The sequence below is a fragment of the Acidimicrobiia bacterium genome (genome assembly GCA_040878325.1).
In the GTDB taxonomy this organism is placed as follows: Bacteria; Actinomycetota; Acidimicrobiia; order Spongiisociales; family UBA11373; genus JAUYIV01.
In genome coordinates this window covers 105053-123052 of sequence record JBBDMM010000012.1, presented here as the reverse complement: position 1 = coordinate 123052, position 18000 = coordinate 105053, and the positions used below count along the sequence as shown (strand labels likewise).

The window sequence follows — 18000 nt, the reverse complement described above, 5'->3', positions numbered from 1 at the left end:
CGATGGCGGCGGTCTGCGAGTGCAGGTTCTTGCGGGAGGTGCTCCGGTCGTGACCCCGAATGCGATGGCGGCGGTCTGCGAGTGCAGGTTCTTGCGGGAGGTGCTCCGGTCGTGACCCCGAATGCGATGGCGGCGGTCTGCGAGTGCAGGTTCTTGCGGGAGGTGCTCCGGTCGTGACCGAGTGGGGCGAGGATCTCGCCGAGTGGTGGCTTGGAGAGGTCTCCTCCGACCTGGCATACGCCGAGGAGGTGATGCCGCTCGCGCTCGCGATGCTTCGACCCCAGGCGGCTTACACCTATCTCGACCTCGGGTGCGGGGAAGGGCGGCTGCTGGAGGCTCTGGCTGCGAACGGGTCGAGTGGAATCGGTATCGATGCCTCGCCCCGCCTGATCTCGGTTGCCCGCGGCCACGCCCCGGTGGCGATCGGCCGGCTCCCCGACATCGACTTCATTGCAGATGACTCCGTAGACGGGGTGGCAATCATCCTGGTGATGGAACACCTCACCGAGTGGGTCCGGCTCCTCGAGGAGGCGGCCCGGGTGACCAAAGATGGGGGAGTGCTGGCGCTGGTCGCCAACCATCCACTGATCACGGCCCCGGATTCCGCCCCGGTGGTCGACCCTTCAGACGGGGAAGTGCTGTGGCGGTGGGGCCGCTACTTCGCCCACGGATTCACCGAGGAACAGGCGGGCGAGCTTCCGATCCGGTTCCACCACCGCACCATGTCCGAGTTGCTCGGTGCCGCCGCCCGGGTCGGTTGGGGTCTCGACGACATGGTCGAGCTCGGGGTGGGTCCGGCCCGGGCAAGCCGGGATCCACTCCTGGCAGCCCAGCTCGAGTTGCCGCGGCTGCTTGGGGTCCGATGGATTCTCCGGGCGCGCCCTCGAAACAATCGGTAGGCTCTCGGCACGATCGAGGAGAGGCGAGGGGGAGTGCGCCGCATCGGCAGGTCGAGGGTGTTGCTGGGGGCAGTGCTGCTGTCGGCGCTGCTCCCGGTCACCGTCGCATCCGGAGGGCAGTCGGTAGCCATTCCCTCCGAACTGGAAGACCTCCTGATCGACCGGTTCGGGTTCGACGCCGAACAGGTGCCTCGCTGGGGCGACGGGCTGCTGGGGGTGGGGGACAACTGGTCGGCCTTCGGATGGGGAGGCGACGCCTCGGTGCCGGCAACCATCAGCGAGGACGAGGCGCCGTGGACCGTCCCGACGACCATCGGCTTCAACTATGTTCGATTTCTGGACCCGGAGGCTCTCCCCGACTTCGGTGATTTCGCGATGGACGAGACTCTCTCGGGCTCGGTGAACGGGGGCCCGACCGTCGGCACGCTCTACGCGGTGACCACGATCGTCATGGGCGGGGAGATTCCGCTGGGGGGACCGGGTCAGTTGTATCAGCAATGGGACTTCGTGCTCGGGATCCCCGGCCTCGAAGCGTGGGAGCCCCTCCCGGATCTCCCCGACGACGTCTGGAACGGCGGCGCTTTCGTGTTGAGCCTGTCGTACGGCCCCGACCCCTGGAGTCTGTCCTTCTACTCGTTCGAGAACGGGGAAATCGTCACCAACGACTACTCGGGGTTTGCGCTCATTTCGGGGAACACCATCTTGATGGGAGTCGAGGCGGTTCCCGAGGTGTTCGGGACCGGGGTGGACATCTCCGGGCGGCTTACTTTCGACGTAAAGGATGCGCCGTTCAACCCGGCCCGCAGCCGGGTGGTGACGGCGCCGGGGGTGCCGCTCGGCCCCACCGCCTTCTTCCCCTACCTTGGGTTCAACGGCCCCATCATTCCCGGGCTCCCTGGCTTGTTCGACTTGACCGATTTCGACGTGTTCGTCGACGAGGACGGCGAGCTATGGCTGAAGATCTATCCCGATACTCCGTGGGGGCCGTTGCCGCCCGACGGCTTCTTCTCGGACTATGTCCAGTGGGCGCTCCGCCCGAATGGCTCGACAGAGTCTCCGCCCTACGGAGGCTTCCAAACCCACGCTGGGGCCTCTGAGACTTTCTCGGGCTTGGGTTCCGAGCGCGGCGATCCCATCGAGGGCTACATCATGGGCCCCGATGGCGCCCTCTTGTTCCGGACGGGCATCGAGTACGAGGGTGGAGACCTCGAGGTCTTCCTCCAGGGCGGGTTCCTGCAGGAAGAAGACTCGCAGTTCTTGTCCAACCAACACCGACGAGTGGTCCTCGAAGGAGAAATCGGCAGCAGCGCCGACCCCACCCGGTTCGATGATGAGTTCCCGATCTACGACCTCGCCGTGGGCACGACGATCGAGCCGCCGCCGCCTACCACCACGACCACCGTGCCGATCGCCGCCACCACCACCCTTCCGGTCGCCACCACGACCTCGACGCCCGTCACCACGACGACCACCGGTACCCCCTCGGTCGCCGGCTCGGTCGACACCTGCTGGTGGTGCTGGGGCGTCGTCGCCCTCTTCGCCGGATTCCTTGTCGCTGTGATGTACCTGCGGTTGATGGGCGCACAGTGGTGGACTTGTTGGATCCCGTGGTTCATCGTGATCTTCGTCTGGGTGCCCTTCTTGCTCGCCGGCCTCTGGTTCTGGGGACCGGCCTGGTGGTGGTGGCCGCTCCTCGCCTGGTTCCCGCTAATCGGCGGCTACACGTGGCTGTGGGCCCGCCGCCAGCCGTTCTGGCGACCGTGGATGCTGTTTGTTGTCGGCGGATACCTGGCTGCCCTGATCCTTGGCATGGTCGTCGTCGGATCACCCACCTGGGGCCTGCTGTTGCCCCTGTTCTGGTTGCCGCTGGTGGCGTTCTACCTCTGGGCGCGGGCGGCAGGCAGGCCGTGGTGGCGACCCTCGCTGTACGGCGTGTTCTTGGGTTATGTCGCCTGGATCTACATCTGGGTGATATGGCTCACTCCGTGGTGGGGGTGGTGGTTCCCGTTTGCGTTCCTCGTGTTCATCGGCTGGTGGTTCGCATCACACGGCCACGGCTGGCGCACGATCCTCGAGCCGAAATGGTGCTGGGTAATCCCCTTCGCCTTCGTCCCCTTCCTCGCCTGGTTCATCCCCCTGGCGTGCCCTGAATGGTGTTTCGTGGTGGTCGGCTTCGCCGCCCTGAGCGTGATTTGGTCCATGTCGACCCACTTCTCGCGGCAGGCGTAAAGGCGGGTTGACCCTGGCCGGGCGGGTCTGAGGCAACGTCCCCATACAATCGGCGGATGGTCCTTCGTCCGTTGCCCGACGAGATTCCCGACTCGCCAGGGGCGTATTTCTTCCGTGATCGTCACGGAGCCGTGCTGTACGCCGGCAAGGCCAAGTCGTTACGCAAGCGCGTCCCCAACTATTTCGGGTCGGACCTGAGCCCCCGGACCCGGGTGATGGTGGAGTCGGCAGAGTCCGTCGATTGGATCGTCACCGACAATGAGGTCGAGGCCCTCATGGTGGAGTACAGCCTGATACAAAAGCACCGTCCTCGCTTCAACATCCGGCTGCGCGACGACAAGTCGTTTCCGTATCTGGCGATCACTCGATCGGAGGAATGGCCGCGGGCCACGGTGATGCGGGGCAAGCGGCAGAAGGGGAACCAGTACTTCGGCCCGTTCGCCCACGCCTACGCGATCCGCCAGACCCTCGATCTCTTGGTGCGCACGTTTCAAGTGCGGACCTGCTCGAACGGCAAGTTCCGCCGGCACCAGGCCGTCGGCCGACCCTGTCTGCTGTTCCACATCGAGCGTTGCTCGGGGCCTTGCGTCGGGGAGGTGACGCCCGGGGAATACGCAGTTCATGTCGACGGCCTCGCCGACTTCCTCGCGGGCAACAGCGACGCCATCGTCGATGAGCTCCGTACGGAGATGAGCGAGGCGGCAGAGACACTCGAGTACGAGCGAGCCGCCAGGGTGCGTGACCGTCTCCAGGCGGTGGAACGTGCACTGGAAAAGCAGGAGGTGGCGTCGGCCACGAAGGAGGACTTCGACCTCTTTGCCATCGAGGAGGACGAGCTGGAGGCCTCGCTGGTGGTGCTGAACGTTCGTCGCGGCCGGGTCACCGGTCGGATCGCCACGATCGTCGACAAGGTCGAGGACGTGAGCACCGCTCAGTTGATCGAGCGCATGCTTCTCCAGGTCTACGGCGACGAGTCGCCTCCGCCCGAGGTCCTGGTCCAGGTGTTGCCGGAGGAGCCGGGCCTATGGGAGTCCTGGCTGGCTGCCCGGCGGGGGTCGGGAGTGTCGCTGCGGGTCCCCCAGCGGGGGGCCAAGCGACGGTTGATGGAGACGGCTGCCAACAATGCCCGGGAGGAGTTCGCCCGCCACCGGCTGCGACGGAGCAGCGACCACAACTCTCGGGCCAAGTCGCTGCGCAGCCTGCAGGACGTGCTCGGCCTGCCCGATCCGCCGCTCCGGATCGAGGCCTACGACATCTCCACGATCCAGGGCCGGGACACGGTCGGTTCGATGGTGGTCATGGAGGACGGGTTGCCCCGTCGCAACCAGTACCGGCGATTCAAGGTTCGCACCGTCACCGGCCAGGACGACTTCGCGGCAATGGAAGAGGTACTCACCCGACGGCTGACGGCCTACCTCGAGGAGCGCCGGCTGCCGGTCGAGGAACGGGGCAAGTTTGCATATCCCCCGGGCCTGCTGCTGGTCGACGGGGGAGCGGGACAACTGTCACGCGCGGTCAAGGTCATGGAGGCGCTGGGCCTCGACATTCCCGTGGCCGGCCTCGCCAAGCGGATGGAGGAGGTGTACCTGCCGGGCCGCGCCGACCCGATTCGGATTCCGCGCGGTGAGGACGGGCTGTTCCTCCTGCAGCGGGTACGCGACGAGGCGCATCGGTTCGCAGTGAGTTACCACCGAATGCTGCGAGGCCGTCGTATGGTGGACTCGGTGCTTGACGGGGTGCCCGGCATCGGTCCCGTCAGGAAAAGGGCCCTCTTGCGTCGGTTCGGCTCGGTGAAGAAGATTCGGGAGGCGTCGGTCGAGGAACTCGGCGAGGTGCTGCCCGCTGCGGTGGCGGCCTCGCTACACGCCAGGTTGAGGGGTGAGAAGGATGCGGTCGGCGGCATACGCGACTGACATGGGCGAAGGTTGGATCTCGTTCGGCCCCGACGGCGGCGTGACTGGCCTCTCCCTCCCCGGATTACCGGCTCCTCACTCCCTCGCGGCCCGGCCGCCCACCTCGGTCGTTTGCTTGGCGGGAGCGCTTTCCGACTACTTCGCCGGACGGGGGCCTTGCCCCTCCGGGCACCAGCACGCCGCGGCGGCGGCGCGAACCCCGTTCGAGCAGCGAGTGTACGAAGTGGTGTGCTCCATTCCGGCAGGCTCTTCGATGACATACGGTGCGGTGGCGGCGGCGGTGGGCCGACCGGGCGCCGCCCGGGCCGTGGGGGCAGCAATGGCCCGCAACCCGTTCGCTCCGGCGATTCCCTGCCACCTGGTCGTCGGGGCCGACGGGGGGCTCCGGGGATATCGCGGCGGAATCGAGATGAAGCGTCGCCTGCTGCAAGCCGAGACTTTCCGAAATGAATGATTCGTTCCGCCTGGTCCTGATCACCGGAATGTCCGGTGCCGGCCGGTCGACCGCATCCAAAGCCTTGGAGGACGTCGGTTACTCGGTTACCGACAACTTGCCGGCCGACCTGATCGCGGAGATGGTGGCGCGGGCTCGCGCTCCTGGAAGCACGAAGGAGCGCATCGCGGTCGTTGTCGATACCCGTAGCGGACTGGAGTTCGCCTCACTCGACACCGCGATGAAGCGGCTCGCCGAAGATGGGGTGCCGGTGACCGTCCTCTTCCTGGATGCCGACGACGAGGTCCTCGCGACCCGGTTCGAAGAGACCAGGAGACCGCATCCTGTGGCCGGGGCAACGGTGAATGATTCGATCGCAGCCGAGCGGAAGGCTCTGGAGGGGTTGCGGGACCGGGCGGACATGGTGGTCGACTCGTCCGATCGGAACATCCACGAACTGCGGGCAGCGATCCGTGATGCATTCGAGGAGCGGGACCGTCCAATGCGGGTGGCAGTGACCTCCTTCGGGTTCAAGACCGGAGTGCCTCGGGTCGTCGATCTGGTCTTCGATGTACGATTCCTCGAGAACCCCCACTGGGTCGAGTCGCTCCGGCCCCTTACCGGCCTCGATGACGCGGTGCGCGAGCACGTCATGGGCACACCCGACACTGCCGGATTCCTCGACCGGGTCGAGGGCCTGCTCGACTTTCTCGTGCCGCGCTATCAGGCCGAGGGTAAGTCGTACCTCACCATCGCGATCGGCTGCACCGGCGGCCGCCACCGGTCCGTGGTCATCGCCGAAGAGCTCGCACGATGGTTGGGGACAAGGGGAGACGTCGACGTCACGGTCCGTCATCGGGACATCGATCGTTGACGACTCCCGAAGTCCTGGTAGATCCGGTGCTCGCCGAAATGGAGCACGACTTCGCTGAGACGCGTGTCGCTGCCCTCGGTGGCGGCCATGGCCTGGCATGCGCCCTGAAGGCCATCCTCCAGTACGCCGACGATCTGACCGCGATCGTCACGGTGGCTGACGATGGCGGTTCGTCGGGGCGGCTGTCGCCGGCGCTCGCCATCCCTCCTCCGGGAGACATCCGCATGGCACTGCTCGCTTTGAGCCCCGAGGATTCGATCTGGCGCGACCTGATCGAGTTCAGGTTCGAGGATGGAGACGTTGCCGGTCACTCGTTGGGAAACCTGATCATCGCTGCGCTCGCCAACCTGTCCGGCTCGTTCGAGGAGGCGCTCGATACGGTCGGCCGGTTCCTCGGAGCGCAGGGCTACGTCGTTCCGGCCGCACCGGTGGCCCTGGTCCTGGAGGCAGACGTCGCCGGAGCCCTGGTCACCGGCCAGGTCGCCATCGCCAGGTCGCGGGGCGGCATCTCTGATGTGAGGGTCAGCCCGGCGGATGCTCGTGCCACCCCGCGGGCGATCGCGGCGATCGCCGCGGCCGACCAGATCGTGCTCGGGCCTGGCAGCCTCTTCACGTCGGTCATTGCCGGGCTGCGGGTTCCCGGCATCGCCGATGCGGTGAACGAGGCCGGGGGGCGCCTCGTATACGTATGCAACCTCACCACGCAGGACGGCGAGACCCTGGGCATGACGGGGCTGGATCATGTTGCGGCACTCGAATCGATTGGAAGGGTGCGACGTCCCGACGCGGTGGTCGCCCATGACGGGGAGCTCGAGGTGCCCGCGGGGCTGATGCGGGTATCCCTCGCCGCCGACGAACTTCCCGGCGTTGCCGTGATCAACGCCGACATCGCCCATTCGCCGGCCGAGTGGCCCGAACATGAGCCGGCCAGGTTGGGAGCCACGCTGCGGGGGCTAGCGTGAATCGGATGTTGCGAGGGCTCCCGACGATCGACGACCTCGAGGTCGACGGCCGCACGGTCCTGGTGCGGGCCGACTTGAACGTACCTCTGGACCGTGGCGAGGTCACCGACGACTTCCGCCTCCGGGCCGCCCTTCCGGTGATTCTCACGCTGAGGGAGCGAGGTGCGCGAGTCGCCCTGTGCAGCCACCTCGGCCGGCCAGACGGAGTGGATCCGGAGTACTCGATGGGACCGGTGGGTCGGGCGCTGGCGGCTCTCGGAGGATTCCACCTGGTGGTGGCGGAAGATGTCGCCGGGCCTGGAGCGCGTGCTGCCGTCGCCGCCGCCGGTGACGACGTGGTGCTCCTCGAGAACACCCGGTTCGAGCAGGGCGAGACGAGCGACGACCCGGACCTCGCCGAACGGCTCGCCGCACTCGCCGACCTCTTCGTCCTCGATGCCTTCGGCTCGGCTCACCGGGCGCACGCCTCGACGGTGGGGGTGACCCGCCACCTGCCATCTGCCGCGGGCCCGCTCCTGCTGGCAGAGGTAAGGGCATTCGACCGAGTCCTTCACGAACCGGAGCGGCCGCTGGTCGTCGCCCTCGGTGGCGCGAAGGTGTCGGACAAACTGGGCGTGATCGACGCACTCTTGCCGAAGGTGGATAGCCTGCTGGTGGGCGGGGCAATGTGCTTCACCATGCTCGTCGCTCGGGGCCTCGGCGTGGGGCGCTCCCTGGTCGAGTCGGATCAGATAGCGATGGCCCGGGAAATCCTCGACTCCGACCCCGGCGGCAAGGTGCTACTGCCGGTGGATGTAGTCGTCGGTGAGGAGTTTCGTGCCGACACTCCTCACCGGGTGGTGCAAGCGGGCGAAATGCCCGCCGACGCCATGGGCCTCGACATCGGACCTGCGACCAGCGAGATCTTTGCCGCCGCGCTGGCCGCCGCGGCGACGATCTTTTGGAATGGTCCGATGGGAGTCTTTGAGTGGCCGGCTTTCTCCGGAGGCACCCGGCGGCTGGCTGAGGCGATCACCGCCAGCAACGGCTACTCGGTCGTGGGGGGCGGAGACAGCGCCGCCGCCCTGCGGGATTTCGGGCTCGATGGCGCGGTATCCCATCTGTCCACGGGCGGCGGCGCCGGCCTCGAACTGATCGAAAGAGGGTCGCTCCCCGGACTTGACGCATTGAGAGGTCTCTATGGCGCGTAAGGAACTGATCGCGGGCAATTGGAAGATGAATGCCACCCATCTGGAGGCCATCCAGATGGTGCAGAAGCTGTCCTATCGGCTCGACCCCGATGACTACACCCGGGTGGATGTGGTGGTTTGCCCGCCGTTCACCGCGCTTCGGTCGGTGCAGACCGTCATCGAGTCGGATCACTTGCCGATCCATCTCGGGGCGCAGGACGTCCACTGGGAGGAGTCGGGAGCGTTCACCGGGGAGGTATCGCCCACGATGATCGAGCGGCTCGGTGTCAGGTTCGTGATCGTGGGGCACTCGGAGCGACGCCAGTTGTTCGGGGAGGACGACGCCACCGTCGGGCGCAAGCTCCGAGCTGTCCTCTCGGCCGGGATGACCCCGATCCTTGCGGTTGGGGAGACCCTTGAGCAGCGCGATGCCGGGCAGAGCGATGAGGTGGTCGGTGGCCAGGTCCGGGCTGCCCTCCGCGGCCTCGACGGGGACGCCCTGGGGACACTCGTGGTGGCCTACGAGCCGATCTGGGCGATCGGTACCGGCCACACCGCAGACGCCGATACCGCCGCTGCTGCCGCGATCGTGATTCGAGGCGTCCTGTCGGAACTCGGCGGAGCGGACGCGGCGGTATCCGCGAGAGTGCTCTACGGCGGATCGGTCAATCCGGGGAACATCGCCGCGTTCATGGCCAAGCGCGAGATCGACGGTGCCCTCGTCGGCGGTGCGTCCCTCGACCCCGACCAGTTCGCCTCGATCATCCGCTACTGGGTGTGACGGCGGCCCGTCGCGAGGGTGACCCGCTCTACCATTCGTCCCCTGCGAGCACTTAGCGGATACTCGGGGCCACGAAGAGTGGCGGTGGCCTTTCGGGGGGCCTTCGCCGCGGTCGTGTTCGCCGCGTGCGCCACCGGCGCAGGGATCCAGCCGGGGACGACCACGGTTCCGGCGGAGCCTGTCACGACCGTGACGACGACTGCATCGACGCCCTACGGAGGAACGGTGGTCGTGGGGGTGGGCACGGGAGGATCGCCGCGCAGCCTGAACCCTCTGCTCGAAGGTCCCGACACCGCGGTCTTGGATCTGATAGCGCCTGCCGTCTTTGCGATCGGCTACCGGGTCGATCCGATCACCTTTGAACTGGTTCCGCACGTTCTGGAAGCGATTCCGTCCATCGAGAACGGGGGAGTGGTCGACAACGGCGACGGGACGATTGCGGTTGCGGTGACGGTCACCCCCGAAGCACGCTGGGCTGGGGGCCCGCCCATAACGGCCGCCGACCTCGAATTCACCTGGCGGCTCATCGTCGACCCCGCACTCCCCATTCGCCCGGAGTTGGTCCGCCGTTACTCGAACATCGATCCCGCCTCGGTGGTAGCAGACGGTCGGACGCTTTCCTTCACCATGACAGCCACTCCTGAATATGAGCTGCTCTTTGACCTCATCGTGCCCCGCCACAGCGTCGAGGGCTCAGACTTCACCGCCGACTGGAACGACACGCTGTGGGCGGCGGGGGGGCCGTTCGAATTCGGGGCATGGCAGCCCGGGCAATACCTCGAGTTGGTCCGCAATGAGGACTACTGGAAGGTCGGGTCGCGGGGCGAGCCCCTGCCCTACCTCGATCGCTTGATCTTCCGCTTCTACGAGGCCGGCGCCGCCCCCGACCCCCGGCTGGTAGAGGCATTCGGCACCGGAGATGTCGATGTGGTGGTCTTCGACGAGGCCACCACATCGGCGATTTTTCGAGCCGATGAGAGTGCCGTGGTCGAGGTCGCCCCTGGCTTGTTCTGGGACCACCTCAACTTTCAGTTCGGGCCGGGAAACCGGAATCCGGAGAGTCTCAATCGTTACGTCGAGTTCCGGCGCGCCATCGCCCATGCCATCGACCGCAGCCGACTGGCGTTCGAGGTTGGCGGCACCCCTCTCACCAGCGCGATGCTGCCCTACGGCAGATTCTTCACGGAGAGCCCGTGGGCGGTGTACGAGTACGACCTGGAAGCGGTCAAGGGCCTGCTCTTCACGCTAGAGAACGAAATCGGACGCGATCTCTTCGCCGGTGACGGACCCAGGGTGGTGCTCACGGTCACCTCGGACGGCGAGCGTTCGATCGCACTGGGCGGCGCCCTGGTCACCATGCTGCGGACGGCGGGCTTCGACGCCGAACTGCAACTGGAGGACTCGGCGCTGTTCTTCGGTTCGACCGTCGACAACGGAACATGGGATGTGGCCAGCTGGAGGTTCACCGGAGGCCCCGGGCTCGGGGCCGGGGTCGAGTTCGTGCGAATGTTCGATCCCGATGGACTCCCGTTCGTCGGGGCGAACTACTACCGATGGGGAACAATCGACTCGACCGTGTCCGGCGAAGCCGTCGAGGCGTACCGGGACACCCTTTTCCGCCTCCGGGACACGATCGATCCTGGAGAAGTGGCCGCCCTTCTCGTCGAAGCCGAGTTGCTACTCGCCGAGCAGGTGGTGTTGATCCCGCTGCTCTCCTCGGGTGAATCGGGCATCGCCCGGCGGGAGTCTCTGTCAGGGCCCACGGTGAACCCGGTCCAGGGCGTGATGTGGAATGTCGACGAGTGGCAGTTGGGCGACGGGTAGAACGGGCCGACCCGGTGCCCTGCCGTGGGTAACTACCGTTGAGGAGCGATGACCCACACATTGATCCTGCTGCGTCATGGACAGAGCACGTGGAACCTCGAGAACCGTTTCACGGGTTGGACGGATGTCGGCCTGACGCCGGCGGGGGAAGACGAGGCTCGCCGCGCCGGACGCCTCCTCCTCGAAGAGTCGATCCTTCCGGATGTCGCTCACACCTCGGTGCTGGTCAGGGCGATTTGGACCCTCTACCTCACGCTGGCCGAGATGGAGCGCCTCTGGATCCCCGTGCGCCGCCACTGGCGGCTGAACGAACGCCATTACGGGGCGCTGCAAGGGCTCGACAAGGCCGAGACCGCTCGCAAGCACGGGGAAGAGCAGGTGCAGATCTGGCGACGCTCGTATGACCTGCCGCCACCGCCGCTCGATCCAGCCGACGAGCGGCACCCGGGCCACGATCGCCGCTACGCCGGCCTGACGCCCGACCTTCTGCCGGCGGGGGAGAGCCTCGCGGACGTGGTCGCCCGCATGCTGCCGTATTGGCACGATCGGATCGTCCCCGATCTGCGGGCGGGGCGCACCGTGCTGGTATCGGCCCACGGCAACAGTTTGCGCGCCCTGGTCAAGCACCTGGACGGGATCAGCGACGAGGCGATCCTGTCCCTGAACATTCCCACCGGAATTCCGCTGCGATACACGCTCGACGACGACTTGAGGCGCATCGACAGCGGCTATTTGGGTGATCCCGAAGCCGCCGCGGCCGCGGCCCGGGCAGTCGCCGAACAGGGCAAGGCGAAGTAGCCAACAGCCAACAGCCGATAGCCAGCGACCGCGGCTAGGCCCTCTTCCACCTGGGACGGGGCTTGACTATTGGCCGTTGGCTGTTGGCTGGCGGCTGTGGACCGTCCCCTATACTCCCCATCTCCCAACGAGGTTCCCTGTGCTCGCGGCGATTCTCATCGTGCTCCATCTGATCCTGTGCTTTGCCCTCATCGCGCTGATACTCCTGCATGCGGGGCGTGGGGGCGGGCTTTCCGACGCTTTCGGTGGCGGAATGGGCCCTCTGGGGGGGCTGGGGGGATCGACCGTGGCGGAGCGAAACCTCGATCGAATCACGGTGACCGTTGCCGTGCTCTTTGGCGCGACGACGCTCGGTCTCTCGTGGGTCCTCACCTGAAAGTTCGTTAGGGGGGAAGGCGAACCTGTCCCCGACGGCCACGGCGGGGTTGGGGTCCGCTCGTGGAGGAGGGCCGACCGGCGTCTGTTCGGCCTCCACCGATGGAGTTCGGCAGCGCTCCCAAGCTGCCCAAAGGGCAGCCGTCGGCCCCGGGAGCCAACGGGCCCCGCTACGTCGGGAGGTCGGGGAGAATGCTGGGAATGCGTTCCTTTGCGCCGCGGGTGGTGGCTTGCTTGCTGCTGGTCGTCGCCGCCTGCGGCGTGGGTGAGGCTGCGCCGACGACAACGACGTCGACCGCCCCTCCGACTACCACAACACTGCCGCCGGTCACCACCACGACGCTCCCCCCGACGACCACCACCACCGAGCCGATCGTGCCGAACCCCTACGGGGGCGAGGCGATCGTGGGGGTCGAGATCGAGCCCGACATCCTCAACCCGTGGCTGCCGGGCGGCTCGGCCTACGCGGTGAGTGCAATCGGTCGCACCTTCTGGACCGGGGTGCACCGAATCGATGGGGCCACGCTCGAATTGATGCCTGATGTGGTCGAGGAGATCCCCAGCATCGAGAACGGGGGCCTCACGCTCAACCCTGACGGCACGATGACCGTTCGCTATCGGATCAAAGAGGACCGGGTCTGGGCGGATGGCACACCGATCAGCGGCGACGACTTTCAGTTCACGTACCAGACGATCATGAACCCGACGTACGTGCTCGATCGGACGACATACCAGGACATTCTCCCCGAATCGATCGTCGTCGGGCCGAAGACGTTCGAGTACACGATGGCGCGCCCGACGCTCGCCGTTCAACTGATCTTCAACACCCTGATTCCTCAGCACGCCGCCCAGGCCCGGGACTTCCTCCGGGTGTTCGACGATGTGCCGTGGGTCTCCGGGGGCCCGTTCGTTTTCGAGGCCTGGGAGAAAGGCTCGTATTTCTCGGTGGTCCGCAATCCGAACTACTTCGAGTTCGACGCAGTCACCGGGCAACAGCTGCCGTACCTGGACCGGATCGTCTTCAGGTTCTACCCGGGGCGAGAGGCCTTGGTCGACGCGCTTCTTGCCCACGAGATCGACATCGCCGCCTTCGCCGACGCGACCGATCAGATGGAGCGGGTGCTGGCCGACGAAACTCCCGGTCTCGACGCACAGGTGGTCGGCAGCGCCGAGTGGGAGCAGATCAACTTCCAGTTGGGCGAGAACCGGTTCGATCGCAATCGCAACTCGTACAACGAGCACGTCGAATATCGGATGGCCATTGCCCACGCCATCGATCGGCAACGGCTGGTGGATGAGCTCTTTGGTGGAGTCATCTCCCCCCTCGACTCCTATGTCGATGCATACCTGCCCTTTCTCTCCCAGGATGGGTGGGCGCAGTACGAGTTCGATCCGGAGCGATCGCGCGAGCTCATCGAGGTGCTCTGTGGCAAACCGGAAGTCGACTGCACGACGCGACCGGTGCGGGCGGTCCTGACGGTGGCGCGGGGCGACACCCGCATCCGGTTGGCGCAGCTCGTGGCCGCCATGCTCGGGAACGCCGGGATCCGCACGGACGTCGTGGTGGAGGACTCGGCGGTGTTCTTCGGTGACACCCTCGACTTCGGAATCTATGACATGGCCTCGTGGGGATGGCAGGGTTCCCCCGAACTCACCGGGCTGCTCGGCTTTCAGGCGAGCTTCGATCCGGCTCGTGCGCCCGCCCCGGGGGGCTCGAACTTCTACCGGTGGGGTACCGAGGCGGTCGAGTTCGTGGCAGGGCACGAATACTCAGGATCGGGCTACGAACAGGGACCGTCGTCGGTGATCAACAGCGGAACCGTCCGCTATGGGTTCGTCAACCGGGGCCTCAACAGCACGCTCGACCACGACGAGATCGCCAACCTGGTGGAGGAAGCCGAGGCGATCCTGGCCAACCAGGTCGCGTTGATACCGCTATATCAGCATCCCCGGCTGGGGGCGGTGTGGGCGGATGCGATCACCGGATTTGTGGTGGTACCGATCGGGGGAGGATCCCCGCTGGCGGTGGACACCTGGAACGCCGCTTTCTGGCACCGGGCCACCGGGTCGATCGACGGACCCGACGAAGAGCGCGACTCCGCTCGCGAAGGCGTCGTCTGATCCGATCGGTGTCGACATCCCCTCAGCGAAAGGCCGGAGGTGCTCCTGGGTTGCACCCGCGACCCCCCTCGGACCTGTTGCCGGTATTCCCGGGCCCGAGTACCCTGGCTCCCAAGGTGGGTACACGGTGCGCGCTGCGCGACTTCGCGCACGTGCCCGTTCCGCCCGTCAGACTGACGATTGGAGACAAATAGTGACAACTCCGAAGCTCTCGGGCCGATGGCGGCTCGTAGTTGCCTTCGCAGTGTTTGCGTTGGTGGCCGCCGCTTGCGGCGATGACGATGCCACCACCACGACTGCTGCGCCTGGCGCTACTACGACCATAGGCACCGGAACTACTACGGCTACGACCGCGCCTCCTGTGGCAGGGTTCGTATACCGGACGGGCATTTTCGCGGACACCACCACCGACAACTACTGGGCGTATAACGACCCCCAGAGCACGGTGTGGAACGCCTACGTGCTTGGGCCGACGAAGCCGTCGCTCTTTGGCATCAACCTTCCGGGGTTGGAGCTGAGCAACGACATCGCGGCTTCTGCTGATCCCGGCACCGCGGTTGCCGACGGCGACGGTTTCTCCGTCGAAGTGGCGATCCGTGACGATGCCAACTGGAGCGACGGCACCCCGATCACCGCTCAGGACATCGTGTTCACCGCTGAGACGGTGCGCGACTTCTGCCTCGGTGGTAACTGGGTGGCCTCGTACCAGTGGGCGCTGATCGACGATCCCGATACCGAGGGCTGCAACCCGACGGTCGTGTCGGAGAACCTCGGCCTGACTGCGGTTACGGCCGTGGACGACAAGACGGTCAAGTTCACCTGGAACCTCGAGCCGGGTCTCGCGATCTGGCCGCATGGTCCCGGGCTCTCCGCCATCATGCCGGCGCACTTCTGGGGCGATGTCGTCGCAGCAGCAGCAGGCGGCGCGGATCCCGCCGAAACGCTCTATGCGGCTTCGGGTATCGGCGATCCCTCGGGTGGTCCGACGGTGTTCGACAGCCGTGAGGCTGGCGCGTTCGCCCGTGTCCTCGCCAACGACACCTACTACGACACCGGTCGTGAGGTCGTCTCCGGCGGCGTGACGTATACGAGCGGCCCGTTCATGAGCGAGCAGACGTTCGAGCTCTACAGTGATCAGAGCGCTGCCATCCTGGCTCTCAGGAATGGCGACGTGGACTTCCTCTACAACCCGCTGGGCCTTCAGCGTGGTCTCCAGGACCAGATCACCAGCGACCCGAACCTGACGGCCGTCGTCAACCCGACGAACGGCTTCCGCTACATGGCGTTCAACCTGCGCCGCGAGCCCATGTCCAACCAGGGGTTCCGCAATGCATTGGCGTTCATGATCAACAAGGAGTACGTGGCCACCAGCGTGCTCCAGGGCGTGGCCTTCCCGCTGTACGCAACGGTTCCCGAAGGGAACACCAACTGGTACAACGCGGAAGTGGCCGATGCCTTCGCGCTCATCTACACGGAAGCGTCGACGGATGTCCGTCACGATGGTGCTCCGTTCGTGGATCCCGGTGAAGATGCCGACGATCCAGCCGACGACACGAACTACACCGCAACGGGTTCTGAGGCTCGCCTCCACCTCGCGGTAGCCGCGTTGAAGGCAAACGGGTTCACCTGGCCGGAGGGGCAGGAGCCCGATTTCGCGGTCAACGCGATCGTTCCTGGCTCTGGCATCATGCTGAACGGCGTCACGGTTCAGGAACTGGAGATTCTGTCTCCCGGACCTGGCTACGACCCGCTTCGCGCAACGTATTCGCTGATCATTGCCCAGGCCCTCTCGGACCTCGGGTTCGAGGCGCAAGCGTTCCCGACGGACTTCAACATCTTGGTGAACAAGGTGTACGTGCCGAACGACGCTGGTGAGCTCGACTACGACATGTTCCTCCTCGGTTGGAGCCTGGGTAACCCGGCCCTTCCGACGTATCACGAGTCCTTCTTCGCTGGGAAGAATGACACCCTCGTGAACGACGGGAACAACAGCCCCGGATTCAACGACCCGGCGTTCAACGCTTTGGTCGAGGAGTTCAACGCTGCTCAGACGTTCGAGGCTGCCTTTGACATCATGTGGGAGATGGAGGCGATTCTCTTCGAGTTGAAGCCTTACATCGTCCTGTTCGACACTGGCATCCTCGAGGCGTACCGCTCGGCGGCAGTCTCGTTCCCGTTCACGGACACCCTCTCGGGTCTCCAGTTCGGTAACGGCTTCCCCGGCGTGGTCGGCGCGGCTGCGTAAATGAACTAGACGCTCGCAAGAGCAACTAGGAAGTGGGGCGGGACTTCGGCCCCCCCCCCCCCACTTCGCGTCTGGCGTGAAGCGGATCCCGCGGTAACCTGAGCGGAGGCCACGCGGACGCGAGCGCGATCGGCCTAACCTGCTATCTTCGCCCAATTCCGGCGAGCACGCCGGGCGAACGGAGGACCGGGGATGACGAAGTTCATCAGCAAACGGCTCGTGCAGATGATCATCCTGTTCGCGATCTTCCTCACCATCCTCTTCTTCCTTCTCGAAGCACAGCCGGGAGATCTCTCCCAGCAGTACATCGGCAACCCGGATATCCCGCCGGAGGAGAAGGCTCGCCTCGCCGCCCGCCTCGGTCTCGACCAGCCGCTGTGGGGCCGGTACACCTCGTACATGAAGAATTTCTTCACCGGCAATATGGGGGTGGCGCTCTCGCAGTACCCGACCTCGGTGAGCTCGCTGATCCTCGCCGCGCTGCCCCGGACCATCGTGCTGTTCCTCTCTGCCACGGTTCTCGCCTACTACCTGGGCTTCGTGACCGGGAAGGTGCTCGCATGGCGGCGGGGCAAGGCCACCGAGTACTTGCTGACCTTGGGCGGCGTCGGGCTCTACACGATCTTCTATCCGTGGTTCGCGCTGCTGATGATCTGGTTCTTTGGGTTCACAGTTGCGGGCTGGGTTGGCTTCACGGTGTTCCCGATCAACAAGTTCATCGACGCGCCCGAGTGGACCGGCTCTCCGTTCACCACCAATGAGGTGTTCATGCGGATGATCCTCGTGGCCACCCTGGCCCTGTTCGTCGCGTCCGTGATAACCCTGGTGGCACGGAAGCGACTGGAACTTCCGCAGGCGATCCGGGTGCGCAACTGGTCGTTCCTGGCGGCGGTGATCTTCCCCTTCGTGTACTTCTGGATCTCGCCGATGCGCAAGTACGCCGGCGACATTTTCCATCACACGATCCTGCCGGTGGGGACCCTGACCCTGGTGGCATTCGCCGGGATCATGCTGCTCACCAGGAGCTCGATGCTCGAGACGCTGCGTGAGGACTACATCCTCACGGCACGCGCCAAGGGTCTGCCGGAAAAGGCGATCCGCGACCGTCATGCGGCCCGGAATGCCCTGCTGCCGGTGGTCACCTCGTTGGTGCTCGCCCTGGCGTTCGTGATCGGCGGCGGCATCATCACCGAGACCGTGTTCTCGTGGCCGGGGATCGGGCTGCTGCTCTTCCAGGCGGTGCTGCTCGAGGACATCCCGCTGGCGATGGGCACCCTGTCGATCATCGCGGTGCTCGCCCTGCTCGGGCATCTGATCGCCGATATCATCTATGTCTATCTCGACCCACGCATTCGTTACCAGTAGCGGAAGGAGGAG

Annotated in this window: 14 protein-coding genes; all 14 read left to right on the top strand. The window is 65.9% G+C overall.

Features of this window, described 5'->3' with window-relative positions; genetic code table 11:
- Positions 1–173 precede the first annotated feature (173 nt).
- The 14 genes from WD184_07415 (at position 174) to WD184_07350 (ending at position 17988) form a co-directional block, all read left to right on the top strand.
- Entirely contained in the window at positions 174–899 is a 726-nt protein-coding gene (locus WD184_07415) for a class I SAM-dependent methyltransferase (protein ID MEX0826558.1), read from the top strand.
- Positions 900–932: 33 nt separating this feature from the next.
- Positions 933–3128, top strand: a complete 2196-nt coding sequence (locus WD184_07410; protein MEX0826557.1) for a hypothetical protein — start codon at positions 933–935, stop codon at positions 3126–3128.
- A gap of 56 nt (positions 3129–3184) precedes the next feature.
- Entirely contained in the window at positions 3185–5041 is a 1857-nt protein-coding gene (gene uvrC, locus WD184_07405) for an excinuclease ABC subunit UvrC (protein ID MEX0826556.1), read from the top strand.
- A 1-nt stretch (position 5042) separates the two neighbouring features.
- Complete coding sequence (locus tag WD184_07400) at positions 5043–5495, top strand: methylated-DNA--[protein]-cysteine S-methyltransferase (GenBank protein MEX0826555.1); 453 nt, start codon at positions 5043–5045, stop codon at positions 5493–5495.
- A complete protein-coding gene (gene rapZ / locus WD184_07395; protein ID MEX0826554.1) occupies positions 5488–6348 on the top strand; it encodes an RNase adapter RapZ in 861 nt (286 codons plus the stop codon). The genes WD184_07400 and rapZ overlap by 8 nt, the downstream gene beginning before the upstream one ends.
- On the top strand, positions 6345–7310 hold the full coding sequence (gene yvcK, locus WD184_07390; GenBank protein ID MEX0826553.1) for a uridine diphosphate-N-acetylglucosamine-binding protein YvcK: 966 nt from the start codon (positions 6345–6347) through the stop codon (positions 7308–7310). Before rapZ ends, yvcK begins: the two co-directional genes overlap by 4 nt.
- 5 nt (positions 7311–7315) lie before the next feature.
- Positions 7316–8500, top strand: a complete 1185-nt coding sequence (locus WD184_07385) for a phosphoglycerate kinase (protein ID MEX0826552.1) — start codon at positions 7316–7318, stop codon at positions 8498–8500.
- The gene (tpiA, locus tag WD184_07380) at positions 8490–9260 is read left to right on the top strand and encodes a triose-phosphate isomerase (GenBank protein MEX0826551.1); all 771 of its coding nucleotides are present in this window, start codon (positions 8490–8492) and stop codon (positions 9258–9260) included. The genes WD184_07385 and tpiA overlap by 11 nt, the downstream gene beginning before the upstream one ends.
- A gap of 84 nt (positions 9261–9344) precedes the next feature.
- Entirely contained in the window at positions 9345–11084 is a 1740-nt protein-coding gene (locus tag WD184_07375; protein ID MEX0826550.1) for an ABC transporter substrate-binding protein, read from the top strand.
- A gap of 48 nt (positions 11085–11132) precedes the next feature.
- Positions 11133–11882: a phosphoglyceromutase gene (locus WD184_07370; GenBank protein MEX0826549.1), complete on the top strand. Its 750-nt coding sequence runs from the start codon at positions 11133–11135 to the stop codon at positions 11880–11882.
- Positions 11883–12021: 139 nt separating this feature from the next.
- Positions 12022–12258, top strand: a complete 237-nt coding sequence (gene secG, locus WD184_07365) for a preprotein translocase subunit SecG (protein MEX0826548.1) — start codon at positions 12022–12024, stop codon at positions 12256–12258.
- A gap of 200 nt (positions 12259–12458) precedes the next feature.
- On the top strand, positions 12459–14378 hold the full coding sequence (locus WD184_07360) for an ABC transporter substrate-binding protein (GenBank protein ID MEX0826547.1): 1920 nt from the start codon (positions 12459–12461) through the stop codon (positions 14376–14378).
- Positions 14379–14571: 193 nt separating this feature from the next.
- Entirely contained in the window at positions 14572–16623 is a 2052-nt protein-coding gene (locus tag WD184_07355; GenBank protein ID MEX0826546.1) for an ABC transporter substrate-binding protein, read from the top strand.
- Between the two features lie 192 nt (positions 16624–16815).
- Positions 16816–17988, top strand: a complete 1173-nt coding sequence (locus tag WD184_07350) for an ABC transporter permease (protein MEX0826545.1) — start codon at positions 16816–16818, stop codon at positions 17986–17988.
- Positions 17989–18000 lie beyond the last annotated feature (12 nt).

Coding starts and splice junctions, on each gene's coding strand:
- WD184_07385 (MEX0826552.1), top strand. CDS start 7,316: ATGTTGCGAGGGCTCCCGACGATCGACGACCTCGAGGTCGACGGCCGC.
- tpiA (MEX0826551.1), top strand. CDS start 8,490: ATGGCGCGTAAGGAACTGATCGCGGGCAATTGGAAGATGAATGCCACC.
- uvrC (MEX0826556.1), top strand. CDS start 3,185: ATGGTCCTTCGTCCGTTGCCCGACGAGATTCCCGACTCGCCAGGGGCG.
- WD184_07400 (MEX0826555.1), top strand. CDS start 5,043: ATGGGCGAAGGTTGGATCTCGTTCGGCCCCGACGGCGGCGTGACTGGC.
- WD184_07350 (MEX0826545.1), top strand. CDS start 16,816: ATGACGAAGTTCATCAGCAAACGGCTCGTGCAGATGATCATCCTGTTC.
- WD184_07370 (MEX0826549.1), top strand. CDS start 11,133: ATGACCCACACATTGATCCTGCTGCGTCATGGACAGAGCACGTGGAAC.
- rapZ (MEX0826554.1), top strand. CDS start 5,488: ATGAATGATTCGTTCCGCCTGGTCCTGATCACCGGAATGTCCGGTGCC.
- WD184_07360 (MEX0826547.1), top strand. CDS start 12,459: ATGCGTTCCTTTGCGCCGCGGGTGGTGGCTTGCTTGCTGCTGGTCGTC.